The 23,127-nt window shown below is 44.1% G+C and carries 29 protein-coding genes; all 29 read left to right on the top strand.

Annotated features, from left to right (window positions below; genetic code table 11):
- Window positions 1-18: 18 nt before the first annotated feature.
- Complete coding sequence (locus NBH03_RS04840; protein WP_250797676.1) at window positions 19-318, top strand: DUF4406 domain-containing protein; 300 nt, start codon at window positions 19-21, stop codon at window positions 316-318.
- 9 nt (window positions 319-327) lie between these two features.
- Window positions 328-666 (top strand): YjcQ family protein, encoded by a 339-nt coding sequence (locus NBH03_RS04835; RefSeq protein WP_250797670.1) that lies wholly within the window; start codon window positions 328-330, stop codon window positions 664-666.
- Between the two features lie 67 nt (window positions 667-733).
- Window positions 734-1,012: a hypothetical protein gene (locus NBH03_RS04830; protein ID WP_250797663.1), complete on the top strand. Its 279-nt coding sequence runs from the start codon at window positions 734-736 to the stop codon at window positions 1,010-1,012.
- A gap of 135 nt (window positions 1,013-1,147) precedes the next feature.
- Window positions 1,148-1,630 (top strand): capsid assembly scaffolding protein Gp46 family protein, encoded by a 483-nt coding sequence (locus NBH03_RS04825; protein ID WP_250797661.1) that lies wholly within the window; start codon window positions 1,148-1,150, stop codon window positions 1,628-1,630.
- A 3-nt stretch (window positions 1,631-1,633) separates the two neighbouring features.
- Window positions 1,634-2,530 carry a phage major capsid protein gene (locus tag NBH03_RS04820; RefSeq protein WP_250797656.1) on the top strand — a complete coding sequence of 299 codons (897 nt, stop codon included), beginning with the start codon at window positions 1,634-1,636 and terminating at the stop codon, window positions 2,528-2,530.
- Window positions 2,527-2,712 (top strand): hypothetical protein, encoded by a 186-nt coding sequence (locus NBH03_RS04815; protein ID WP_250797655.1) that lies wholly within the window; start codon window positions 2,527-2,529, stop codon window positions 2,710-2,712. Before NBH03_RS04820 ends, NBH03_RS04815 begins: the two co-directional genes overlap by 4 nt.
- Window positions 2,709-3,065 carry a Gp19/Gp15/Gp42 family protein gene (locus NBH03_RS04810; protein ID WP_250797654.1) on the top strand — a complete coding sequence of 119 codons (357 nt, stop codon included), beginning with the start codon at window positions 2,709-2,711 and terminating at the stop codon, window positions 3,063-3,065. The genes NBH03_RS04815 and NBH03_RS04810 overlap by 4 nt, the downstream gene beginning before the upstream one ends.
- Window positions 3,066-3,398, top strand: coding sequence for a hypothetical protein (locus tag NBH03_RS04805; RefSeq protein WP_250797653.1), 333 nt, complete (start codon window positions 3,066-3,068; stop codon window positions 3,396-3,398).
- Complete coding sequence (locus NBH03_RS04800; RefSeq protein ID WP_250797648.1) at window positions 3,391-3,633, top strand: hypothetical protein; 243 nt, start codon at window positions 3,391-3,393, stop codon at window positions 3,631-3,633. The genes NBH03_RS04805 and NBH03_RS04800 overlap by 8 nt, the downstream gene beginning before the upstream one ends.
- Window positions 3,630-3,983: a hypothetical protein gene (locus NBH03_RS04795; protein ID WP_250797641.1), complete on the top strand. Its 354-nt coding sequence runs from the start codon at window positions 3,630-3,632 to the stop codon at window positions 3,981-3,983. Before NBH03_RS04800 ends, NBH03_RS04795 begins: the two co-directional genes overlap by 4 nt.
- Before the next feature lie 2 nt (window positions 3,984-3,985).
- Entirely contained in the window at window positions 3,986-4,543 is a 558-nt protein-coding gene (locus tag NBH03_RS04790; RefSeq protein ID WP_250797635.1) for a phage tail tube protein, read from the top strand.
- Between the two features lie 16 nt (window positions 4,544-4,559).
- A complete protein-coding gene (locus tag NBH03_RS04785) occupies window positions 4,560-4,850 on the top strand; it encodes a hypothetical protein (protein ID WP_250797629.1) in 291 nt (96 codons plus the stop codon).
- Window positions 4,851-4,885: 35 nt separating this feature from the next.
- Window positions 4,886-5,224 carry a DUF5361 domain-containing protein gene (locus NBH03_RS04780; RefSeq protein WP_250797624.1) on the top strand — a complete coding sequence of 113 codons (339 nt, stop codon included), beginning with the start codon at window positions 4,886-4,888 and terminating at the stop codon, window positions 5,222-5,224.
- A gap of 17 nt (window positions 5,225-5,241) precedes the next feature.
- Window positions 5,242-7,830 (top strand): phage tail tape measure protein, encoded by a 2,589-nt coding sequence (locus tag NBH03_RS04775; RefSeq protein ID WP_250797622.1) that lies wholly within the window; start codon window positions 5,242-5,244, stop codon window positions 7,828-7,830.
- Window positions 7,823-8,476, top strand: coding sequence for a phage tail domain-containing protein (locus NBH03_RS04770; protein ID WP_250797615.1), 654 nt, complete (start codon window positions 7,823-7,825; stop codon window positions 8,474-8,476). Before NBH03_RS04775 ends, NBH03_RS04770 begins: the two co-directional genes overlap by 8 nt.
- Complete coding sequence (locus NBH03_RS04765) at window positions 8,473-10,152, top strand: phage tail spike protein (protein ID WP_250797608.1); 1,680 nt, start codon at window positions 8,473-8,475, stop codon at window positions 10,150-10,152. The genes NBH03_RS04770 and NBH03_RS04765 overlap by 4 nt, the downstream gene beginning before the upstream one ends.
- A 15-nt stretch (window positions 10,153-10,167) precedes the next feature.
- On the top strand, window positions 10,168-11,433 hold the full coding sequence (locus NBH03_RS04760) for a hypothetical protein (protein ID WP_250797605.1): 1,266 nt from the start codon (window positions 10,168-10,170) through the stop codon (window positions 11,431-11,433).
- A 12-nt stretch (window positions 11,434-11,445) separates the two neighbouring features.
- Window positions 11,446-12,930, top strand: coding sequence for a hypothetical protein (locus tag NBH03_RS04755; RefSeq protein ID WP_250797603.1), 1,485 nt, complete (start codon window positions 11,446-11,448; stop codon window positions 12,928-12,930).
- Window positions 12,912-15,023 (top strand): DUF859 family phage minor structural protein, encoded by a 2,112-nt coding sequence (locus NBH03_RS04750; RefSeq protein WP_331476058.1) that lies wholly within the window; start codon window positions 12,912-12,914, stop codon window positions 15,021-15,023. The genes NBH03_RS04755 and NBH03_RS04750 overlap by 19 nt, the downstream gene beginning before the upstream one ends.
- Before the next feature lie 11 nt (window positions 15,024-15,034).
- Window positions 15,035-15,373, top strand: a complete 339-nt coding sequence (locus tag NBH03_RS04745; protein WP_250797589.1) for a hypothetical protein — start codon at window positions 15,035-15,037, stop codon at window positions 15,371-15,373.
- Window positions 15,374-15,772 (top strand): carbohydrate-binding protein, encoded by a 399-nt coding sequence (locus NBH03_RS04740; RefSeq protein ID WP_250797585.1) that lies wholly within the window; start codon window positions 15,374-15,376, stop codon window positions 15,770-15,772. It begins immediately after the preceding gene.
- Window positions 15,773-15,793: 21 nt separating this feature from the next.
- Window positions 15,794-16,270, top strand: coding sequence for a phage holin family protein (locus tag NBH03_RS04735; RefSeq protein WP_250797580.1), 477 nt, complete (start codon window positions 15,794-15,796; stop codon window positions 16,268-16,270).
- Between the two features lie 57 nt (window positions 16,271-16,327).
- Window positions 16,328-17,089, top strand: coding sequence for a peptidoglycan-binding protein (locus tag NBH03_RS04730; RefSeq protein WP_250797574.1), 762 nt, complete (start codon window positions 16,328-16,330; stop codon window positions 17,087-17,089).
- A gap of 226 nt (window positions 17,090-17,315) precedes the next feature.
- Complete coding sequence (locus NBH03_RS04725; RefSeq protein WP_284703428.1) at window positions 17,316-17,801, top strand: LeuD/DmdB family oxidoreductase small subunit; 486 nt, start codon at window positions 17,316-17,318, stop codon at window positions 17,799-17,801.
- A 1-nt stretch (window position 17,802) separates the two neighbouring features.
- Window positions 17,803-19,056, top strand: coding sequence for a 3-isopropylmalate dehydratase large subunit (locus NBH03_RS04720; protein WP_215689294.1), 1,254 nt, complete (start codon window positions 17,803-17,805; stop codon window positions 19,054-19,056).
- Window positions 19,057-19,118: 62 nt separating this feature from the next.
- Entirely contained in the window at window positions 19,119-19,610 is a 492-nt protein-coding gene (locus tag NBH03_RS04715) for a LeuD/DmdB family oxidoreductase small subunit (protein WP_117526983.1), read from the top strand.
- Window positions 19,611-19,626: 16 nt separating this feature from the next.
- Window positions 19,627-20,871 carry a 3-isopropylmalate dehydratase large subunit gene (locus tag NBH03_RS04710; RefSeq protein ID WP_117526981.1) on the top strand — a complete coding sequence of 415 codons (1,245 nt, stop codon included), beginning with the start codon at window positions 19,627-19,629 and terminating at the stop codon, window positions 20,869-20,871.
- A gap of 198 nt (window positions 20,872-21,069) precedes the next feature.
- Complete coding sequence (locus NBH03_RS04705; RefSeq protein WP_250797569.1) at window positions 21,070-22,368, top strand: TrkH family potassium uptake protein; 1,299 nt, start codon at window positions 21,070-21,072, stop codon at window positions 22,366-22,368.
- A 35-nt stretch (window positions 22,369-22,403) separates the two neighbouring features.
- Entirely contained in the window at window positions 22,404-23,108 is a 705-nt protein-coding gene (locus NBH03_RS04700) for a potassium channel family protein (RefSeq protein WP_117526979.1), read from the top strand.
- Window positions 23,109-23,127 lie beyond the last annotated feature (19 nt).

Below are 23,127 nucleotides of genomic sequence, written 5' to 3'. Positions count from 1 at the left end.
AGGGAGCAATAAGGAAATATGAAAAGGTTATTTATTTCTCAACCAATGAGAGGAAAGACGGATGATGAAATTTTATTGGAACGCGAGACAGCGATTGAAATTGCACAGAAGGTTGTTGGGGAACAGGTAGAAATTATCGATTCATTCTTCCAGGAAGTGCCAACAGATGCAAAGCCTCTTTGGTATCTGGGAGAGTCATTGAAGCTTCTGTCTGAAGCAGATGTGGCATATTTTGCTAAAGGATGGGAGAAAGCAAGAGGATGCAAAATAGAGCACACTTGTGCTGTTGAGTATGGCATTGATCGCATTGAAGAATAGGGTGTACACATGGGAAAATCAGATTACTATACAATCGTTGCAAAGATACTGGTCTATCTTTATAAAAAATATAAGCGTATCAGTATAGACGAAGATTACATTTCCCCTATGACGAAGGAGTTTCCAATTTCAAAAGAACAGTTGGATGAGACAATTGTCATGATGATGGAACAGAATTATATCACTGGAACAATTGTAAAAGCCTGGGGCGGTGAGATTGCTATGCTGGATTATCAGAACCTTAAAATAACACCTGCAGGGATTGATTATTTACAGGATAATTCTAAAATCCGAAAGATATGCGAGACATTGAAAGAAGCAAAGTCAATATGGGAGTTATTTTTATAATACACCACTGATCAGAAATGGTTGGTGGTTTTTTTATACCCATTTTTAGGAAAGTGAGGTGAGAACGATGAAATTTAGAAAGAAGCCTGTTGAAGTCGAAGCGTTTAAGCTATCAGACGATCCGGAACGGATGTCACCGGACTGGTTTACAAAAGCTGTCGCCGATGAACGCATATACATTGACCGAGTTGTGAAAGACGGTCACATTGATGTGTATGGCTGTACGATCAGAACGCAGCATGGCAAAGTGCATGCAAAGCTTGGCGATTATGTAATTAAGGGCATTAACGGTGAACTGTATCCATGTAAAGCAGATATCTTTAAAAAGACATATGAGCGATACTGAAAGGCGGTGGTCCATACATCTCCCTTGCCGGGGTTAAGGCGAACAGATTAAGTATAAGCAGCTTTTTTATGGAGCTGTTTTTTTATTACAAATAACTCGTATCAACGAGGAAATTTACTCAAAGGAGGGCTAACCATGGCAGAAAATGGCAATCACACACAAGGTGGAGACGAAGGCGGCGAAAGATATTTTACGCAGTCAGAGATGGACGCGATCATTGGGGAGCGTCTGTCAAGAGAACGCAATAAATATGCGGATTATGACAGTCTGAAAGAAAAAGCCGGAAAATATGATGAGCTTCAGGAGAACGGTAAAACAGAACTCCAGAAGGCCAATGAAAAGGCTGCAAGACTGGAAAAAGAACTGGGAGATCTCAAGAAGACAAATTCTGTGAGAGCAATCAGGGAGAAAATATCAGGAGAAATGAAGGTACCTGCAGAGCTACTGACGGGTGAAGATGAAGAAACCTGCAAGAAGCAGGCAGAAGCATTTTTGAAGTACATCAAGCCTTCCAGATATCCTGATACGAAACCGAATAACAGAAGAAATACGGGCGGACATGAGACAAATGAATCCATGAGAGATTTCGCCCGTCAGATTTTTGGAAGAGGAGAATAATCAATGGCAGCTTTAATTAGTTCAGATTTTAATATTCCTGCAGAGATTGCAAGTGGTATTTTTGAAAAGGCACAGAAAGGATCTGTACTGGCACAGCTTTCAGGCGCCAGACCACAGAAATTTGGAAAACAGCAGGTGTGGGTATTAACAGCACCACCAAAAGCGGAGCTTGTTGGAGAAGGTGCATCAAAATCGCCAACCCCAACCACCTACTCGCATAAAACAGTCAATCCGTTCAAACTTCAGGTGACAATGAGGTTCTCACAGGAAGTACAGTGGGCAGATGAAGATGTTCAGATCGGCGTGCTTCAAGATCTTGCATCCAATGCAAGCATCGCATTAGGCAGAGCGCTTGATCTTGTTGGTATTCATAAAATCAATCCGCTGACAGGCACGGTTTCGGAATTGGTAAAGGAAGGTCTTGTAGATACAACACAGGCCGTAACGCTTACAGGTTCGAAATACGATGAGGCAATTGAAGCAGCAGCCGGCGCAATCATTTCTGCGGGTTATACACCGAACGGCATTGCGATGGATCCGACGTTGTCCTTTGGCCTTTCTACAATGAGAGACACTACAGGTCGAAAGATTTATCCGGAAATTGGGTTCGGCCAGAACGTGACCAATTTTGCAGGAATGAACGCAGCAATCTCTGATACAGTCTCTGCAAAAAACGAGATCACCAAAGCGACGAATTTGCTTGGCATTGTTGGTCAGTTTGATGCATTCAGATGGGGCGTACAGAGAAGCATCGGTGCGCATCTGATTGAATATGGTGATCCGGATGGCCTTGGCGATCTGCAGAGACAGAACCAGATCGCAATCCGTGCCGAAGTGGTATACGGTATCGGCATTATGGATAGTAATGCATTTGTAAAAATTAATGGAGCAACGGAATGAAATACCTGTATAAGCAGACAGGAATGATTGTAGAGTCCAGCATTGCGCTGGACTCTATGCTTTTCATTCCTGTGGCAGAAATAAAAGAAGAAAAAGGGCCTGAAGAAAAAACTGCAGAAGTAAAGCCGAAGAACTCTGCAGCGGTAAGAAAAAGCCCGGTAAAAAGAAGGAAAGCGCCATGATGACCTATGCGACGTGTGATGATATTGATGTGCGAAGGAATCTGCAGGACGATGAACGTAATCGCTGTCAGGCATTGCTTGAGGATGCAGCAGTGATCATTGACGCTTATAACAAAAAGGCGCCGGATGAAGCAAAGAAGCTGGTATCCTGCAGCATGGTTCTTCGGGCGATGACAGACACCGGCGTTCCAATAGGCGCAACTCAGGGCAGTGTGTCTGCCTTGGGATATTCACAAAGCTGGAGCAATTCTAACGGCAGCAGTGAACTTTATCTGACAAAAATCGATAAAAAGATACTGGGCGCCGGTAATAAGATCGGCTTTTTAAATTGCTTTAAAGCGGAGGAATCATAGATGTTAAAAGGCATTACTGTAGTCCTGCATGAACGTATCGAAAACGAAAAAGATGCCTTTAATCGTCCGGTTTATACAGAAAACGATGTGGCGATCAAAAATGTGCTGGTTGCGCCGACATCAGAAGAAGAAATTCTTGATACGCTGAATCTGACAGGAAGAAAAGCGGTCTATACACTTGCAATCCCTAAGGGAGATCAGCATCAGTGGGAAAATCAGGACGTTACTTTTTTTGGCGAAAGATGGCACACCATTGGTATGCCGGTAGAAGGCATCGAAACAATGATTCCGTTGGAATGGAATAAGAAAGTGAGAGTGGAACGGTATGGCTGATGATTTAAGAATCGAATTAAACAGGGCTGCTATCAGGGACCAGCTTTTGAAATCTCCGGAGATCATGAGTATCTGCAGTGAATATGCCAGACAGATTGCCAGCCGGTGCGGAAATGGTTATGTAACAGATACCCATACCGGAAGAAACCGAGTGAATGCGATGGTGTATGCAGATACATATGCGGCAAAACGGGATAACATGAAGAATAATACACTTCTGAAGGCGATGAGATGATAATTGAAGAGATTGTTTTGAATTATTTAAATGAAAATCTGGATGTGCCTGTTTTGATGGAGGTGCCGCTCGACGTGGAGCCGGTTGAGACTTATGTTGTGCTTGAGAAGACAAGCACTTCAGAAAAAAATTTTATATGCAGGGCAACCTTTGCAATACAATCCATCGCGCCGACACTGTACGAAGCGGCCACTCTCAATCTTTGCGTCAAAAAAGCAATGCGTGATATTGAAGCGCTTCCTGAGATCAGCACATGTTTATTGAACTCAGATTATAATTTTACGGATACGACAACAAAAACGTATAGATACCAGGCTGTATTTGACCTGGTACATTATCAGGAGGAATAAGAATGTCAGAAAAAAATGATGTTGCAAATGTTTCCACAGGCGCGCCGAAAATCGGCGGTTATGCATTCAGATCAACAACAGCAACGGCATTACCGACAGATGCGACGACAGCGCTTGAGGCTGATTTTAAAACGCTTGGTTTTATTTCTGAGGATGGTGTAACGAATTCGAATTCACCAGAGTCATCTGATACAAAAGACTGGGGCGGAACAACTGTATTAAGCGTGCAGACTTCAAGAAATGATACATGGAAGTTCACACTGCTGGAAAGTGGAAACTCAGAGACTCTAAAGACGGTCTATGGCGGATCGAATGTAACTGTTGGCGTTGATACAATTTCTATTGCGGCAAATAATGCCGATCTTGAGTATGCTGCATTTGTGTTTGAAATGGTGATGAAAGGAAACGTTAAAAAGAGAATTGTGCTGCCTTGCGCAAAGGTAACAGCGGTGGAAGATATTACATACAAAAAATCAGATGCAATTGCATACGGCGTGACTTTGACGTGTGCACCGGACGAAAACGGCAATACACACTATGAATATATCAGTAAAAAATAAAACGGAGGTCTTATAAATGGTCAGAGGAACAACCAAAACAGGTTTTGTGTTCGAAGCGGATGAAAATGTGATGGCAACTTGGAAAGTGGCCAAAGCCATCGCTAAAACCCAGTCAGATGAAGGCGCTGAACAGCTTGCCGGAGCGGTGGAACTTGTTGAAGATATTCTTGGAAAGAAGCAGGAGAAGGCATTGATGAAGCATTTGCGCAAGGTCAAAGGGACTGCCATGACTGAAGATGTGATGACAGAAATCTTTGAGATCGTTGACTGCATCCGAATGGAAAGTGAAAAGGCAAAAAATTCCTAGCCCTTGCTGAAATGATGGCGAGGGCGGAAAATGAATTGATTTGCGATTTTGCAGAAATATACCATGTTTTTGATTACCAGGCGTTGCCCGTTGAATTAGCGGCAACGCTTTCTTTAGGTCTGCCGGATGATAGCAGGACATTCAGAAAGCTGAATGGCTTAAAAGCGAAAAGCGAAACAATGCTTCTTGCGGCAATTGCTGACAGACTGGCTTATCTCGTGTGGTTTCAGACAAAAGATGGTGCGTCAGGTGTTAATAGACCGCATTTATTGACAGAGGCATTGATCGGCAAGGAAGAAAAGCCGACCGATATAGTTGCGTTCGAAACAAAGGAACAGTTAGATCGGGCTTTGGCTGAATTTGAAAAGAGGTGAGATAAACGGCTACAGAGATGGCAAAAGCATACGTGCAGATCGTGCCTACAACAAAAGGCATCAAAGAAGCGATTCGAAGTGTACTGGGCAACGATTTGCCAAAAGAAGGTGAACGTTCAGGGAAACAGGTGGCCGCATCTTTCGGAAAAACATTGGCTAAAGGCCTGGCGGCTATTGGAATAGGAAAAATCATAGGAAATGCGATCACGGCTGGCACGGAGTATCAGAATAGCATTGCAAAGCTTGGCACGATTGCGGACACGTCCGCAGTATCTATCGATAGTATGAAAACAAAGATAGCTGACATGTCCGATCAGCTTGGCATCTCACAAGCTGACATTGCCGAAGCCGCGTATAGCACGATTTCCGCAACAGGCGATACAGCTGGGGCACTGGATGTTGTCGCTCAGGCGGCAAAGCTGGCCACGGCAGGATTTACAGACACAGATTCGGCAATCAGTGTGTTGACAACCGCTATGAATGCATATGGCATGGAAGCAGATAACGTGCAGCACATCAGTGATTCTCTGATCACGACACAGAATCTGGGCGTTACGACGGTGGCAGAGCTTGCTTCTAATATGGGCCGTGCTATCGCAACGGCATCTGGATATGGCGTGTCAATGGAGAATTTAGAGGCGGCTTATATCAGTACAACAAAGGCCGGTATCAGTACAGCTGAATCAACGACTTATTTATCAAGTATGATCCAGGAACTTGGAAAAGATGGTTCTACGGTCAGCGATATCTTGAAGGATAAGACAGGTAAATCCTTTGCTGAATTGATGAATTCCGGTTCATCGCTGGGCGATGTTCTTAAAGTGCTGATGGATTCGGTGGATGGAAATTCAGAGGCTTTTATGAATTTGTGGAGTTCTCAGGAGGCCGGCAAGTCAGCGAATGCTATCGCCAATCAGGGCATAAGCACGTTTAATGATAATCTGAAAACGCTTCAGAATCAGGCTGGAACAACACAGGCGGCTTACGAGAATATGACGGACACGTTTGCATGGAAGTCTCAGGATTTAAAGACCAAACTCGAGAATCTTGGTATCGATCTTTTCAATGCAATGTATCCGGTCTTGAACGATCTTACTCAGGAAGCGATGGATTTTGTGGATCATCTGGATGTCGAAGCCGTTGCAGATGACATCACGGGATTCGTACAAGATGTGATACCGCTCATTGAGCTTGCGGGTGACGCTTTAGAGACTGTTGCTGAGAATCTGGGTCTAATTATTCCGCTTGTTGGCGCATTTATTGGATTTGATTTGACGACAAAGGCCCTTGGATTAGCAGTGGGAATCATGGGCATCTTTAAAAACGTTAAATCCCTTGCACCTGTGATCGCTGCCTTATCTGGTCCGGTTGGACTGGTGATTGCCCTTGTCGCAGGTGTTGTCGGCGGATTATTCACGCTGTATAAAACGAATGAAAGCTTCAGGAATGCTGTCAATGATACGTGGGAAAGCATCAAGAATTTCCTTTCCGAGACATGGGAGACAATCAAAAATGCTGCGGAAGAGACATGGAACAGCATGACGCAAGCCATTTCTGCTTTTCTTGGCCAGGCGTCAGAAACATTTTCTAACATTTGGCAGAGTGTCTCAGATACAGTATCAAATGCCTGGGAAACGATAAAGAACGTTGTTGCAGTGGGCATAATGCTTATTGGAGAGATTATATCTGCAGGCATCCAGATCATTACGCTGCCTTTTCAGTTTATCTGGGAGAACTGCAAAGGTATCATCACAGAGGCATGGAATAGCATATCAGTGACAGTTTCTGACACATTAAGCATGATCAGTGATGTGATTAGCAGCGTATGGAATGGAATATCAGATTTACTGAGTCCAATTCTTGAAGGGATAAAAGGAAACATCGAGTCGTCCTGGGATAATGTGAAAACTAACGTGTCTAGCGTGTCAGATGGCATCAAGTCGACTGTATCTGATAAATGGTCCAGCATTAAATCGACAGTGAACGACAAGATGAGTGGCATCAAGAGCGCGGTTTCGGAAAAATGGGATGCGGCCAAAAACAAGACTTCTAGTGCTATTGACGCTATGAAGTCAAAGATTTCTGCGGGACTCGGGTCAGCCAGATCGACAGTGAACAGCATACTTGGGGCGATCAAAGATAAGTTTTCATCAATATTCAATGCGTGCAAGAATGTAGTAAGTAATGCCATCGATGCGATTAAAAGCAAGTTCCACTTTAGCTGGTCACTTCCACATCTCAAGTTGCCGCACGTCAGCATATCCGGTAGGTTTTCCATCAATCCACCTTCCGTGCCACATTTTTCCGTCAGCTGGTATGACAAGGGCGGTATCTTTGACCGTCCAACCGTGATTGGTGTTGGTGAGAAAAGACCGGAGTTTGTGGGTGCCTTGGATGATCTTAGAGGAATTGTCAGGGAAGAAGCCGGCGGAAATGACATGAATACTGCATATCTTTTGAAAATACTTGAAATAGTAGAAAAGTATTTTCCGGAATTTGCAAAAGAAAAACAACTCATATTGAATGATAAGTTTGTTGGCGAAGTTGCACCTGAAATGGACAGAAGATTGGGGGATATCAACAGAATGAAGGCACGATATGTATAACACAGAGATTACATTTGGAGCGTTCCATTCCTATAGAGATTTAAATCTTATTTTAACATCTGGCGTGAAGATCGGCACGCCAGATGTTAAGACGGAAGAAGTAGAGGTACTTGGAAGTGACGGCACGATTGATTATACAGAGTATTTTGGAGAAATCTTTTATAAAAACCGGTCATTGACATTTCCGTTTACCATTAAAGCAAAAACACCGGAAGACATTGATCAAGTGTATAAAGACGTATGTAAAAAAATCCACGGGAAAAAGGTTGAAATAGTATTGGACTGGGATACTGATTATTATTTTAAAGGACGGATTACTGTTGGCGAATTGACACACCAAAAAAGAATCGGCACTTTCACGATTACATGTGATTGTGAACCGTATCGATATAAAAACGATGTGACTGTTTCTGCATGCGCCGTTTCCGGAACAACAACCGTTACCTATATCAATGATCAGAAAAATGTGACGCCACAGTTCAAAATATCCTCTCCTATGACGATATCTTTTGAAAATGTGACAACGACCATAAAAACAGACGGAACATTCACGGTACCAGGCATTGTTTTTAAAGAGGGTGAAAATGTTGTCACATATGCAGGAAATGGGACGGTTGAAGTGAGTTACCAGGAAAGGCGGTTATGATGTTTACTGTTTATTGCGATGATAAATGCGTATATGACACGACGATTGACGGGCTTATGTTGCAGGATCCTACACTTGATACGGCAACAAATGACCCAGGTAGCTTTTCTTTCACGATTTATCCTCAGCATCCGTATTACAACATGATCAATAAAATGACCAGTGTAATCAGCGTTTATTATAAGGGAAAAGTTGTATTTAGAGGGCGGCCGATCATCATTAGCAGAGGTTCTTACAATCAAAAGGATGTGACGTGCGAGGGAGATCTTGCATATCTCTTAGATACGATACAGATGCCATATGATTATATGACAGGCGATAAGCATACAACGATCAAAAGTCTGTTTAGTAAATTTATCGATGATCACAACAGCCAGGTAGAAGAACGAAAACGTTTTACAGTCGGACGTGTAACGGTCACAGACTCAAATGATTATATTGTCAGAAAGAGCTCAGACTATGTGACGACCTGGAAAAGCATCAACGATAAATTGATTGATATGCTCGGTGGCTACATAATGACGCGGTACGAGGACGGAGAGACTTATATCGACTATTTGGCTGAGATCAACACAATTAGTAACCAGGATGTTGAATTTGGAAAAAATTTGCTGTCCATTAGCGTTGAGAACAAATTTGATGATATTTGCACGGCGATTCTTCCGCTGGGCGCAAGAATTGAATCAGATGAAGATAATAGTGAAGAAAAGCGTCTGACGATCAGTGATATCAATGACGGCGTCGCTTACATAGAAGATGCAGAAGCTGTAAAAAAATATGGCTTTATATGCACCGTTGAGACGTTTGAAGATATAACAATTGCAGAGAACTTGTTAAAGGCAGCAAAAGAAAGATTGGCAGAGCTGTGTGAATTGCAGTCTGAAATAACGCTTACAGCGGCTGATCTGTCCGGGACAGGCATCAATGTCAATCCGTTTATGTTAGGCAGATGGGTCAATGTTTATTCATTGCCACATGGGGTTTCTGGCAAGATGCTCATTAATAAAATGCATGTATCCTTGAATAATCCGACATCTAACACACTAACACTCGGTAAGACGGCAAAAGCGCTCAGTGATTTTACTTCAAAAGCGGAAAGCGCAAATAGTAACCTGGTAGAACGTGTCGAAAAGGTTGAATCTAATGCCAAGATCAACGAAGGTGCGCTCGGTGAGATCAAAGATGTTGCTGTCAAACAAGTTGATTTTTTGTATGCATCCGGCGATTCCTCTACTAAGGCCCCTGAAGAGGGATGGCAGGAGAACGCGCCTGAATGGCAATCAGAAAAGTATATCTGGCAGAAAAAAGTAACGATTCTGATCAACGGGAAAGTTATCGAGTCCCAGGCGGTCTGTATCCAGGGCGCAGCGGGTGAAGATGCCTGCTTTATCCACATTGATTCAAGCAAAGGAACAGCTTTTAAAAATGACAGCGTGTCGACAGTTCTGTCACCTGTTATTTTTTATGGCAAGCAGAGAATCACTGATATAGACACGCTCAAAAAAGTCTTTGGATCAGATGCGCACATACAGTGGAAATCGAGGATTGATGAAGATGATCAATATCTTATCATACCACCGGAAGACGAGCGCATTTCGGAAGATGGTTTTAAATTTAAGATCAGTCCAGATGACATTGATACAAAAGGCATCTATACATGTGACCTGGAAGTGTAGGAGGGTAAAAAATAAATGGCAGTTAAAGCAACCAATCAGATCACGATTGTCGACATTACAGACGCATACAATGTCATTCTGACATCAGAAGCGTTTACCTTTGTCGGTAATACGTCCGGTGCACCGGCAGGATTAAAATGCGCCACACAGGCTGTGGCCTATTGTGGTTCTAATCAATGTGCATCCGTTATTGTTGATTCAAAGAACATCGCATGTCCAACGGGCATTTCTGCTGTTGTTGAAGGTAACGGTACATCAGCGCCGACCATTACTTTTACAACAACAGCAACCATAGCGAATGCCTGTGAGGCGGTTATTCCGATCACGGTTGATGATATCACAATCAACAAGAAGTTTTCATTTGCGGTAGCAAAAACTGGCGCCACTGGTTTAAAGGGCGATGCGGGCAAAGGCGTTAAATCCACAACTGTTACGTATCAGGCGTCAACAAGTGGTACGACGGTGCCTACAGGGACATGGAACGCAGATATTCCGACAGTTGCAGCAGGCTCTTATTTGTGGACCAGGACGGTTATTACATATACGGATAATACTTCATCGACGTCTTATTCTGTTGGAAAGATGGGCAGTACCGGAGCAACAGGAACGACTGGTTCCCAGTGGTACAGCGGCACCGGCATCACCGGCACATCAACAACAGCCACTGTGTTTTCCGGATCCGGTGTAGCAGCGGCACGCGTCAATGACATGTACCTGAATACATCAACAGGATATACCTACAAGTGTACCGTTGCCGGTGCGGCTTCTGCAGCAAAGTGGGTTTATTCCGGAAGTATCAAAGGTGCCACCGGTTCGACTGGTAATGGTATTTCAAAAGCAGAAATCGCTTATGCAGCATCAACTTCAAACACGACAGCGCCGACAAGCGGCTGGCAGTCAACACCGCCTTCCGTATCCGCCGGTTCTTATCTGTGGACCAGGACGATATTTACCTACACAAATGGCGGAACAGCCACCCAGTACAGCGTGGCCAAACAGGGTGCGACAGGCGCAGCGGGACAGGATGCTATAACAGTCAGCATTACAGCATCAAACGGTACCGTATTCAAGAACAGCTCCGGTTCGACCGTTCTGACAGCGCATGTATTTAAAGGCGGCGTTGAGCAGAGCATTACTGATGCCGGTGTGTGCGGTTCGCTTGGCTCGATTAAGTGGCATAAAGGTGAAGACACAGCGGTATTGGCGACATCCAAGACGTTGGCCATAACGCCTGATGATATCAACAATGTGGGTGCATTTACTTGTAGCCTGGAAAGCTAGGAGGTGAGCTTATTGGCAGTTAAAGCCAAAACGCAGATTACAGTTTTTGACATGACAGACGCTTATTCGGTCATCCTCACAAGTGAAGCATTTACATTTGCAGGGAATACATCTGGGGCACCAGCAGGTTTATCCTGTTCAACCCAGGCTGTGGCCTATTGCGGCGGAATGCAGTGCAAAAAAGTGACTATCGGAACAGTAAGTTGTCCAACAGGCATTTCAGCAGCAATAACTAACAATGGTACAGCATCGCCAACGATTACGTTTAAAACAACCGTTACAGTGACTGCTTCGTGCGAAGCAACCATTCCTGTTACAGTGGACGATGTTACAATTAATAAAAAGTTCTCCTTCTCAGTAGCAAAGACAGGCGCTACCGGAGCCGCAGGCAAGGGTATCAAATCCACCGCCATCACTTATCAGCTTTCAGCCAGTTCCACGACCGCCCCAACAGGAACATGGGCGACATCAGTACCCGCAGCGGATGCATCAAAGCCGTATCTTTGGACAAAGACTGTACTGACTTATACAGATGGAACAACAAGCACAGGGTATTCGGTGGGGAGCTCTATAGATGGGATAGAGATTGGTGGAAGAAATTTACTTATTAACAGTGATGATTTATCTCAATGGGATCAGTCGGTCGGCACAGCAGTTCCTGATAGTGATGGATATTTCAAAGTAACTTACGATGGCTCGTCCAGTTGGTGGGGGACAAGACAAAAAATAACTTTAAAAGTTGGTCAGACATACACACTTTCTGGATGGTGCAAAGGAAATGCATCTCGCCTTTATGCGTACGCCGATAACACAGATCAATATCATACCGAAGTAAACACCACATCGACCGGAAAATTTCTGAGTGTAACATTTACGCCAAAGCAAGCCACAAGCTTTTATATAGTCTGTTATGCAAGAAAAGGCATTACTACTTATTACAAATTACCAAAACTCGAAATCGGTAACAAAGCAACTGACTGGACACCCGCACCGGAAGATTACACGAGCGATCTCAACGACAAACTCACTCAGTTCCGCGAAGAGACTGCTTCAAGCATTGACCAGACAGCTGAAGCCATTAAATCCACCGTTTACGACAATGTCTATCTGAAGGGCGATGTTGACAAATTCATTTCGGGTGTCAAAACAGAAGTGACACAGACAAAAGACTCATGGCAGGTGACTTTCGATGATTTCCAGAAGACGTTGAACAGTATTACGGATAAAACAGGTGCTGAATTTTCTGAAATTAAAAAATACATCCGCTTCGAAGACGGAAACATTCTACTCGGCAACAGTACAAGTCCACTGATTCTGAAGCTCAAAAATGACCGTATTCAATTCTTGCAGAACGGCTATGAAGTCGCTTATATCTCTGACCAGCGTATGTACAACACCGTTTGCGAGATCATCAAGCAGCTTAAGATTGCAGACAGTGTCTGGACAGTTGAGACAAATGCAGCCGGTGACACAATCGTATCATTGATCGGCATATAGAAAGGAGTGATCAAATAGCAACATCAGCAAAAAATGAAACAACATGTGGCTATAATGGTCACTACCATCTCTATATGGCCATCAAAGTCAACAGCCAGAACGCTAACACGAATCAATCAAATGTGACTGTGACAATGTACGCCCAGTCTGATTCATCATCATACGGCGCATACAATCTTGATGCTTCCGGAAATTCCGTCAAAATGACAGTCAATGGCAGTCAGGTCATCAGTAAAACAATGGCGATGGATTTCCGGAACAGAGCAACCGTCAATCTGGGTTCCTGGACAGGCAACATCAGCCACGGCGCAGACGGTAAAAAGACGCTTGCATGCTCTGGTTCATTTTCAATCAGTGGCTCATCCTACCTGTCAAATGGTTCGATCTCATGCAGCATCGTGCTTGACCAAATTCCAAGGGCAACAAAGCCGACACTGTCAGCTTCAACAATTGCACTTGGCAATGCAGTTACAATCAAGATTGCACCGGCCGTCTCAAGCTGGACACACAACTTATATTATCGCGTCGGTACAGGCAGCTGGACTCGCTTTGCAACGGGCGTAAAAGCAAATTATGCATGGACACTGCCACTTGCGATTGCAGATAATTTTCCGTCTGCAACGAGCGGCACGATCACGATCGGCGTCAATACATATAACGGCAGTACACAGATTGGTGGTACTCAGACAGTCAATCTGAATATCACGATACCGGCATCTGTTGCACCGTCTGTCTCATCCGTATCCGTATCAGAATGCGAACATTTGATAGAGACTTTCGGTGCCGGTTACATACAAGGAAAATCAAGATTTCTTGTGAAATCAAGCGTTTCCGGAGTGTACGGTAGCTGGATAACGGGTTATCGGTTTGATGTCGGCTCTCAGTCCTATACAAACACATCAAGCTCATACGAGATGCAGGAGACAGTCAGAGATGCCGGTACAGTTGCAGTCAGGGTTACAGTTACAGACAGCAGAGGGCGAACGGCATCCAGATCTATCACAGTCAGCATACTGCCTTATAGCGTGCCACAGATAACCGGATTTGATTGCAGCCGTTGCGGTGATGCAAAAGGTGCAGTTAATAATAGCGGTGAATTTCTGAAAGCTTATATGACTTTTTCGGTATCGTCGTTGAACAATAACAATACAGGCAAGTACAAATTAGAGTACTGCCAGACAGGCGCATCATCATGGACAGCGTTGACAAGCGGTGACAGCTATAATTACAGTGGAACATTCATATCCAGTGCAGCGCTGTTAAATTCAGCGAATTCCTACCAGGTACGGTTAACCGTATGGGACAGCTTCACAAGTTCTGTGATTGTTCGAGAGGTCGGAACAGCTGTAAGACTCTTGTCGTATATCGTCAAAAAGACAGCACTTGCTATCGGCAAATTTGCAGAAGTAGCGAACGCGTTTGACGTGGCGTTACCAGCAATATTTAGAAAAAACGTTAGTATCTATGGCGATAGCGGCATATCGGGCGGACTCAGCGTCTCAGGTAATGCCGTTGTGAATGGGACTATTAATACGGATAAAGATATTGGTACGTATGCAAGCATGTGGTTTAACAATCCTGCAAACCATAGTATTTTTGTTACATTGAATGATGGCTCTCAGATAGAAGCTGTCAATTGGCATGACGGAAATAATATGTCTATTGGATGGGGAAACTATTCACTGAAAAAAGGCGGTCTATGTCTTGGCGGCGTTGATATTGTTCATCGTATTTCGGCAACAGCAAACAATGTCGAATATCGACCCTATTACCGTCGAGGTGATTCAATAGATGTTCGAATGGGTACAGCGGGATATGTTACATCAGGTGCAAAAGAATTTTATTTCACTATACCTCTGGGCAAGCCTGTTATCGGAAATCCAAGTGTGTCAGTATCATCAATCAACGGACTTATTATCCGACAAAATAGCAAATATATTATAAAGGCTGATTGGGTTCAACCAGACAGATATTCAGCAGCTGTTCGTGATAACAATGCCATATGGGTCATCGCTTTCTGGAACAATACAACAAATGCCGCAAATAACAGCCCTGTTGGTATTGATGCTAATATAAGAATCACATTTTCATAGGAGGAATCAAAATGGCATTATATAAAGAAATAGTACAGGATGATGGTGTGGTGACTTGCTATCACCGTATCCTGTACCACCAGACAACCCCTAATCGACAGACATCTATAGTTGTACTGTCATATGTCAATGAAAAAGCCAGAGAGGCCGAAAAAGACAACACGATGGCGCAGCCGTATACAAAAGCCGTCACGTATGAGACGAATTATGACAGTGCCATGACAGATAGGAAAGCCTATGCTTATCTGAAGACACTGCCTATCTTTGAAGGAGCAAAAGATATTGTAGATGAGGCAGACACAGATATTTCCGGTGACGACTTTCTGGCCATGGTGGAGGAGGTGATGTAAATGACACTTGAAGAAGCAAAAGCCATTATTGATGCGCTTGTGACGCTCAGAAACTCTGCGGCAGATGAGCAGGCACTGAAAGCATCAGCATTGTATCCGAAGTGGAAAGTAGGCACAGATTATCGGAAAGACGAGAGAGTATTGTATAACGATATCCTGTACAAAGTCCTAACAGACCACACGTCTCAGGCCGACTGGGCACCGGATGCAGCGCCGTCTTTATTCGCCAAAGTTTTAATCCCAGATAAAAATGTTATTCCGGAATGGGAGCAGCCGGAGAGCACGAATCCTTACAGTAAGGGAGACAAGGTGACACACAACGGCAAGACGTGGCGGAGTACGATTGATGGCAATGTATGGGAGCCTGGTGTCTATGGTTGGGAAGAAATCACAGAGTAAAGAAAGAGAGGATAAGAGAATATGATTTTTAATTTTTTACAGACATTTGAAAACGCAATGGCAGGCAATATGATATTTATCATCCTGATGCTTGCTGTATGTGCAGACACGATTCTCGGCGTATTAAGAGCAATCAAGTTCCGCCGGTTTAACAGTTCTGTTGGTATTGACGGTGCCATCAGAAAAGTGGCCATGCTCGTTAGCGCCGCAGCACTGATGGCGGCTGATCTGGTCGTTCATGTCAATTTAGCTTTTATGATTCCAGATACATATTTGCAGACAATAGGATTAACGAAAATCGGGCTATGTGAGCTTTTTTGTCTGCTATTCATTGCATATGAATGTGTGTCAATTCTCAAAAATATGCTCCTGTGCGGTCTGCCTGTCCCAGCGAAATTAAGAAGCTGGCTGGAAGAATTCATGGAAAATATGACAGCCGAACTTCCGGAAGAAATAAACAAAGAAATAGCCGAAGAAACTGAAAAACGAATTGATTAAAGCGATCTAAACAATTATGGGCACCTTCGGGTGCCTTTTTATGAAAGGAGAATTTCTATGAGCGTAACATTTGATCAGACAAAAGAGGGTTATGTAAACGGCACATCGATGCCACTGGCGGGCTGTGGCCCGTGTTCTGTTGCGTCCATCGCATGCAACATTTCTTATACCACACCAAAACAGGTAGCGGCGTGGTTATCCAGAAGAGGTGCCTTCGGTTCTTCCGGCACAACCCGTGCAGGTATCACCGTTGCTCTTGAGCATTATGGTTTCAAGAGTACGTATTACACACCGGAACATTCTGGCGGCGCAACCTGGAAGAAAGCGATGGACCAGATGAAAAGTCTTAAAGGTGACTGGTGGGCCATCTTCCTGGTAGTGGGCACTAAGAATGGCGGCAAGGACAATTTATGGACATCCGGCGGTCATTATCTTGCTATCACGGATTATAAAAATGGTAAGCTATATGTCAGAGATTCTGGCGCAAAAAGAAGAACCGGCTACTATGATCCGGAGCTGCTTAGATATGACACGAATTACATCTGGATCATCCAGAAAAAGAGCAATGTAGCCACTTATTCAGGCACATTCCCAACATTGCCGACAAAGGGATATCTTGGTCTTAAAGATACAGGAACCCAGGTGAAATATTTACAGATGTTCTTGAAGTGGTACGGCGTATATAAAGACAGCGTTGATGGCAGCTTTGGAGAGAATACAGAAAAAGCTGTGGTTGCATTCCAGGCAAAAGAAAAGCTGGAAAAGGATAAGAGATTCGGACCGGCATGCCTGGCTAGAGCTAAGACGGTGAAGAAATAATCTAATGAATAAGCATGAATAAATATTAAACAAAATAAATCATAATGTATCGGTTAGCAACACATTAGTAACAAATATCTTGAAAAATACCGTAAAATCAAGGTATAGCAACGCTCATGGTTATAATAATGAGTTATAGCTTCTATTTAAAATATGCATATTTCTTATACACCAATCTGTGGTAGAATAGTAGCAGAGTGATTAAGAAGAGAAAGGAATTTTCATGATGGATAAAGGAACAATCTTTAAATTTTATAACGACCTTGATACAGACCAGATCATTGCATCCCAGTATCTGCTGCTGCCGAATCTGGAAGAAATGAAAGCCCATACTTTCGAATCTCAAGATCCTGATTTTGCAAAGAAGGTAAAGCCTGGTGATTATGTGATAGCCGGGGAGAACTTCGGCTGCGGTTCTTCAAGAGAACAGGCACCTGGCGTTTTAAAAGCCCTTGGTGTAAAGGCTGTTATTGCCAAATCATTTGCCAGAATCTTTTTCAGAAATGCCATTAATATCGGACTTCCGGCCATTGTCTGTAAAGATCTTCCAGATGATGTTCAGACAGGAGACACCATGGAACTTCATATGTCTGAGGGTACGGTTGAAGCCAATGGCAAGACTTATACATGTACCAAGCTTCCGGAGTATATGCAGCATATTTTAAATCAGGGCGGCTTAATCGCTTCTTTGAACAAAGAGGAGGACAAGTAAGATGGGAATGACAATTGCAGAGAAAATTATTGCCGCTGCCGCAGGTGTTGAGAGTGTACGTCCCGGCGATATTCATACAGTGAATCTTGACAGAATGATGAGCAATGACGGCACAACGCATCTGACCGTTGATATGTACAATAACCAGCTGAATCATCCACATATCGCAGATCCAAAGAAACTTGTTTTTATTGTTGACCATAATGTACCGTCCGACAATCCGAAGACAGCCGCCTCCCAGAAGAAGATGAGAGATTTTGCCAGAGAAAACGGTATTGATTTCTGGGAAGGAAAAGGTGTCTGCCACCAGATCATGATGGAGAATTATGTCTGTTCAGGAGAATTGATTTTCGGTGCAGACAGCCATACATGTTCTTACGGTGCCATAGGTGCATTCGGTACCGGTGTGGGCTGTACAGACTTCCTTTACGGTATGGTTACAGGTACATCCTGGGTACTGGTGCCCGAAACAGTGAAGTTCAACCTGATCGGCAAACTGCCTGATGGTGTTTATGCCAGAGATTTAATCCTTGAGATCATTGGTACCGTGGGTGCCAACGGATGCAACTATCAGGTCATGGAATTTACAGGAGAGGGTGCGAAGACACTGAGCATTTCAGATCGTATCGCGCTTTGCAACATGGCAGTTGAAGCCGGTGCGAAGACAGGTATTTTTGAACCGGATGAGAAAGCCATTGCTTATCTCGAAGAACACGGACGTAAGCCTAAAGCCGTTTATCACAGTGATCCGGATGCAGTTTACGCCAGAGAATATACATTTGACTTATCCAAGATTCGTCCCGTTGTCGCAAAACCTGACTTCGTAGACAATCTCTGTCCGGCTGAAGAAGTGCGCGGTATTAAGATTGATGAAGCATTCCTTGGTTCCTGCAACAACGGCCGTATTGAAGACCTTCGTGTTGGTGCGTCCATTCTCAAAGGGCATAAAGTTGCTGACAGTGTACGTTTTCTTGTTGTCCCGGCCAGCCTTGAAATCTACAAACAGGCTTTAAAAGAGGGCCTGATTGATATCTTTATGGATGCCGGTGCCATTGTCATGAATCCAAACTGCAGTGTCTGCTGGGGCAGCTGCCAGGGTGTTATCGGTGAGAATGAAGTTCTCATCAGTACAGGTACACGTAACTTCAAAGGGCGTGCCGGACATCCAAGCTCCAAGGTTTATCTTGGCTCCGCAGCAACAGTCACAGCATCTGCCATTGCAGGGAAAATTGCTTTAGCTGAAGATATTCAGTAATTCCGTAATCCGTTGAACAATACATAATAACAACATTGAAATGACGATGAGGTGTAACAGACATGGAAAATATGACAGGTAAGGTATGGATATTGGGAGACGATATCGACACAGATATCATTATCCCGACAGAGTATCTGGCCATGAAAACAATCGATGATATGAAACAGTATGCTTTCAGTCCGCTGCGTCCTGAACTGGCAGGCCAGATTCAGAAAGGGGACATCATTGTAGCCGGCAAGAATTTCGGCTGCGGCTCTTCAAGAGAACAGGCACCGGAGATTATCAAAGCACTGGGGATTCAGTGCGTCATTGCAAAATCTTTTGCAAGAATCTTTTTCAGAAACGCTATTAACAACGGTCTGCTTTTAATCGAACAGCCAGATCTTTATGACGATATCAAAGAGGGCGACACCATCACAGTTCATATGAATAAACATGTGGATTACAACGGCAAAGAATATCCGATTGCTGCCCTTCCTGAAAATCTCATGCGCATTATTCAGGCCGGTGGCCTTGTAGGCGCCATGCGCAAACTGAATGGACTGGATTAGGAGAAAGGAGCAGACAATGGGCGAGACGATTATTGAAAAGATTATCAGACATAATACGGGAAAAAGTGTCAAACCGGGTGATATTGTCACAGTCAATGTAGACCGGGTCATGATCCATGATATTTTTATTCCTTTCGTAGCAGAGAAATTTGAAGAAATGGGCTTTTCCAAGCTTTATGATCCGGAGAAAGTCATTTTAATCTATGACCATCTTGTTCCGGCCAGCCAGCTGGATGATACAAGACATTTTCGCATCGGTGATGCTTTTGCAGCCAAATACGGCATGCCTCATGTCCACAGAAGCGACGGTATCTGCCATCAGCTCATGACAGAAGCGGGCTATGTGAAGCCGGGGGATGTTGTTTTCGGCACTGACAGTCATACAACCACCTACGGCTGTGTCGGCGCATTTTCATCCGGTATCGGCTATACAGAGATGGCCAGTATTCTTGGTACAGGCACGATGTGGATCAAGGTGCCTGAGACCATCAAGGTCGTTATCGAGGGTGAACTTCCGGCTAACGTTATGTCCAAGGATATTATCCTTCGATTGATTGGTGATCTTGGCGCAGATGGTGCTACTTATAAGGCCCTTGAATTTTTCGGCAGCACGGTTGACAATATGTCGGTTGCCAGCCGAATGACCATGTCCAACATGGCAGTTGAAGCCGGTGCCAAATGTGCTTTATTTACACCGGATGAGAAGACCGCCAAGTACTGTGACATTGAATTAAATGATTACCAGAAAAGCTTAAAAGGTGATGCCGATGCCGTTTATGTCAGAACACTGACTTATCGTGCAGAGGATTTTGTCCCTGTTATGGCCTGCCCTTCACAGGTGGATAAAATTCGTGACGTCAGCACCCTTGAAGGAACACCGATCGATCAGGTATTCATCGGTTCCTGCACTAACGGCCGTCTTGAAGACCTGGCCGCTGCTGCAGAAGTTTTGAAGGGGCAGAAAGTAGCTGATTATGTGAAGTTGATCGTTACCCCTGCCAGCCGTAAGATTTACAAACAGGCTATGGATCTTGGCATCATGGAAACACTGGCAGAAGCCGGAGCCATCATTACTCATCCGGGCTGTGGTCTTTGCTGCGGTCGAACAGGCGGTATCCTGTCTGATGGTGAACGTGTAGTGGCTACCAATAACCGCAACTTCCTTGGTCGTATGGGCACTTCCAAGGTTGAGATTTTCCTGGCTTCACCAAGAACAGCAGCTGCCTGTGCAGTGGCCGGCAAAATTGTCACTCCGAAATAAACAGGCAATCTTTCTAACTGCCCGCAAATTATCATTATAAATAAATTCATTCTATGAAAAACCGTGTTTGTATTTTTCTGTGCAAATGCGGTTTTTCCCTTTTTTTCTCTTCCGTTATTCCGGAATTTGGATTATACTGTTTTTATATTTTTCTGCATCCTATTGCAGATCTTTTGTTTACGATGGGAGGAAATCATATTGAATAAACTACTAAAAACACAATCCGCCCCCAGGATTATTGCCGGCGGCTTTGCCCTGGTAATTTTTATCGGTTCGCTATTGCTGATGCTGCCATGCAGCATTCAGCCCGGCACGCATTTGGATTACATTGATGCCTTATACACATCTGCCAGTGCCGTCTGTGTCACCGGCCTGACAGTGGTGGATGCCGGTGATACTTTCACGGCTCTCGGGCAATTTTTCCTGGCTGCGCTGATCCAGATCGGCGGCTTAGGTGTCACATCCATCAGTGCCGGCGTCATTCTGGCCATGGGCAGACGCGTCAACCTAAAAGGGCGAATGCTCATTCGTGAGTCCATGAATCTGGATGCAGACCGGGGACTGATTGGTTTTGTCTATACCGTTTTTAAAGCCACACTGCTAATCGAATTGATCGGCGCAGCATTGAGTTTCATTGTTTTTATACAGGATTATTCCCTGTTCAGGGCCATCGGTGTCAGTCTGTTCCATTCCGTTGCCTCTTTTAATAATGCCGGATTTGACATTTTTGGTGGCGGACAGAGCATGGTCCCCTATACGGATAATATTTATCTGAATATCATTACCTGTGTCCTCATCTTTTTCGGCGGCATCGGCTTCCTTGTTATTCAAGAATTATGGCAAAAGAAATGTCAATGGAAGAAACTGTCCATGCATACCAAAGTCGTCTTATCGGTCAGTCTGGCTTTGATCATCATCGGTACTTTATTGATCAAATTAACAGAACCCGTTTCATGGTTATGTGCGCTGTTTCACAGTGTTTCCACCCGAACAGCCGGTTTTGCCTCACGTCCTATCGGTGATTTCGGTGCTCCTGCATTACTTGTGATGATCGTGCTGATGTTTATCGGTGCATCTTCGGGATCAACAGGCGGCGGCATCAAGACGAGCACCTTTTTTGTCTTGATCCGGGGGATTTTTTCAGCAGCCACCAACCAGTCAGAAAAGGCCTTTCATTATTCTATTCCGAAAGATGCCTTCAAAAAAGCTGCTGTTATTTCTATTCTGGCGGCAGGTGTCGTCATCACATCCACCTACATTCTGATGATCCTGGAACCGCAGGTGGATCTGCTGGATGCATTATTCGAAATGACCAGCGCCTTTTCAACTGCCGGATTATCAACTGGTATTTCATCCGATCTGCATCTTCCTGCCAAAATACTTTCAATCATGATAATGTTTACCGGAAGACTCGGACCACTGACCATTGCCTCTTTATGGTATTTTTCACGTGGAGAACTCGCACTTTATCCTGACGGCAATATTGTTGTCGGATAACGTCAGACCAATATTTCAACAGACAGGAGATAAAAATGTTAAGTTTAAAAAATAATTCATATTGTTCCAGGAACTCCAAAAATAAAAACATGACTTACGGTATCGTGGGTCTCGGCCGTTTCGGTTCGGCACTGGCCATGGATCTGGCTTCAGCCGGAGCAGAAATCGTTGTAATGGATAAAAACGAGGAAAGGGTCCGAACCCTGCGTGAAATGACTGAACATGCCTACGTTGTTGCAAATCTGGACAAAAAAACGCTCATTGAAACCGGTATCCAGAACTGTGATGTCGCCATCGTCTGCATTGCCGAACATCTGGATACATCCATACTGACGACTCTCAACCTTGTCTCACTGGGTATTCCAAGAGTTATTGCCAAAGCAGCAACCGCAGAGCATGGGGTTATTCTTGAGAAACTGGGAGCGGAAGTTGTTTTTCCTGAACGGGATATGGCCATCCGCCTTGCAAGCCGCCTTGAAAATTCACATAATCTCGATATAGTTCAATTGAGCGAACAGATTAATATATCCAAAACAATTGTGGCAAATGAGGCAATCGGGTTAAGTGTCAGAGATATCAACCTCAGAGAACGCTTTGGCCTGAATATCATTGCCATTCAAAGTGACGATATCGTTATTAATCTTGTAACACCGGATTATAGATTCAAAGAAGGGGACATTCTCTTTGTTTCCGGATCCAAAGAAGGTATTTTCAAACTCAATCAGTGGCTCAACGATTAAGATGCTTTTCTGATGCATT

It is taken from the genome of Coprococcus intestinalis (assembly GCF_023656595.1).
GTDB classification, from domain to species: domain Bacteria; phylum Bacillota; class Clostridia; order Lachnospirales; family Lachnospiraceae; genus Coprococcus_A; species Coprococcus_A intestinihominis.
Note: the sequence above shows the minus strand (reverse complement) of the source record. Positions and strands in the feature narration are given on the sequence as shown.

Excerpts from the sequence above, each read along its gene's own strand:
- NBH03_RS04840 (WP_250797676.1), top strand. The coding sequence starts at position 19 with ATGAAAAGGTTATTTATTTCTCAACCAATGAGAGGAAAGACGGATGAT.
- NBH03_RS04835 (WP_250797670.1), top strand. The coding sequence starts at position 328 with ATGGGAAAATCAGATTACTATACAATCGTTGCAAAGATACTGGTCTAT.
- NBH03_RS04830 (WP_250797663.1), top strand. The coding sequence starts at position 734 with ATGAAATTTAGAAAGAAGCCTGTTGAAGTCGAAGCGTTTAAGCTATCA.
- NBH03_RS04825 (WP_250797661.1), top strand. The coding sequence starts at position 1,148 with ATGGCAGAAAATGGCAATCACACACAAGGTGGAGACGAAGGCGGCGAA.
- NBH03_RS04820 (WP_250797656.1), top strand. The coding sequence starts at position 1,634 with ATGGCAGCTTTAATTAGTTCAGATTTTAATATTCCTGCAGAGATTGCA.
- NBH03_RS04815 (WP_250797655.1), top strand. The coding sequence starts at position 2,527 with ATGAAATACCTGTATAAGCAGACAGGAATGATTGTAGAGTCCAGCATT.
- NBH03_RS04810 (WP_250797654.1), top strand. The coding sequence starts at position 2,709 with ATGATGACCTATGCGACGTGTGATGATATTGATGTGCGAAGGAATCTG.
- NBH03_RS04805 (WP_250797653.1), top strand. The coding sequence starts at position 3,066 with ATGTTAAAAGGCATTACTGTAGTCCTGCATGAACGTATCGAAAACGAA.
- NBH03_RS04800 (WP_250797648.1), top strand. The coding sequence starts at position 3,391 with ATGGCTGATGATTTAAGAATCGAATTAAACAGGGCTGCTATCAGGGAC.
- NBH03_RS04795 (WP_250797641.1), top strand. The coding sequence starts at position 3,630 with ATGATAATTGAAGAGATTGTTTTGAATTATTTAAATGAAAATCTGGAT.
- NBH03_RS04790 (WP_250797635.1), top strand. The coding sequence starts at position 3,986 with ATGTCAGAAAAAAATGATGTTGCAAATGTTTCCACAGGCGCGCCGAAA.
- NBH03_RS04785 (WP_250797629.1), top strand. The coding sequence starts at position 4,560 with ATGGTCAGAGGAACAACCAAAACAGGTTTTGTGTTCGAAGCGGATGAA.
- NBH03_RS04775 (WP_250797622.1), top strand. The coding sequence starts at position 5,242 with ATGGCAAAAGCATACGTGCAGATCGTGCCTACAACAAAAGGCATCAAA.
- NBH03_RS04770 (WP_250797615.1), top strand. The coding sequence starts at position 7,823 with ATGTATAACACAGAGATTACATTTGGAGCGTTCCATTCCTATAGAGAT.
- NBH03_RS04765 (WP_250797608.1), top strand. The coding sequence starts at position 8,473 with ATGATGTTTACTGTTTATTGCGATGATAAATGCGTATATGACACGACG.
- NBH03_RS04760 (WP_250797605.1), top strand. The coding sequence starts at position 10,168 with ATGGCAGTTAAAGCAACCAATCAGATCACGATTGTCGACATTACAGAC.
- NBH03_RS04745 (WP_250797589.1), top strand. The coding sequence starts at position 15,035 with ATGGCATTATATAAAGAAATAGTACAGGATGATGGTGTGGTGACTTGC.
- NBH03_RS04740 (WP_250797585.1), top strand. The coding sequence starts at position 15,374 with ATGACACTTGAAGAAGCAAAAGCCATTATTGATGCGCTTGTGACGCTC.
- NBH03_RS04735 (WP_250797580.1), top strand. The coding sequence starts at position 15,794 with ATGATTTTTAATTTTTTACAGACATTTGAAAACGCAATGGCAGGCAAT.
- NBH03_RS04730 (WP_250797574.1), top strand. The coding sequence starts at position 16,328 with ATGAGCGTAACATTTGATCAGACAAAAGAGGGTTATGTAAACGGCACA.
- NBH03_RS04725 (WP_284703428.1), top strand. The coding sequence starts at position 17,316 with ATGGATAAAGGAACAATCTTTAAATTTTATAACGACCTTGATACAGAC.
- NBH03_RS04720 (WP_215689294.1), top strand. The coding sequence starts at position 17,803 with ATGGGAATGACAATTGCAGAGAAAATTATTGCCGCTGCCGCAGGTGTT.
- NBH03_RS04715 (WP_117526983.1), top strand. The coding sequence starts at position 19,119 with ATGGAAAATATGACAGGTAAGGTATGGATATTGGGAGACGATATCGAC.
- NBH03_RS04710 (WP_117526981.1), top strand. The coding sequence starts at position 19,627 with ATGGGCGAGACGATTATTGAAAAGATTATCAGACATAATACGGGAAAA.
- NBH03_RS04700 (WP_117526979.1), top strand. The coding sequence starts at position 22,404 with ATGTTAAGTTTAAAAAATAATTCATATTGTTCCAGGAACTCCAAAAAT.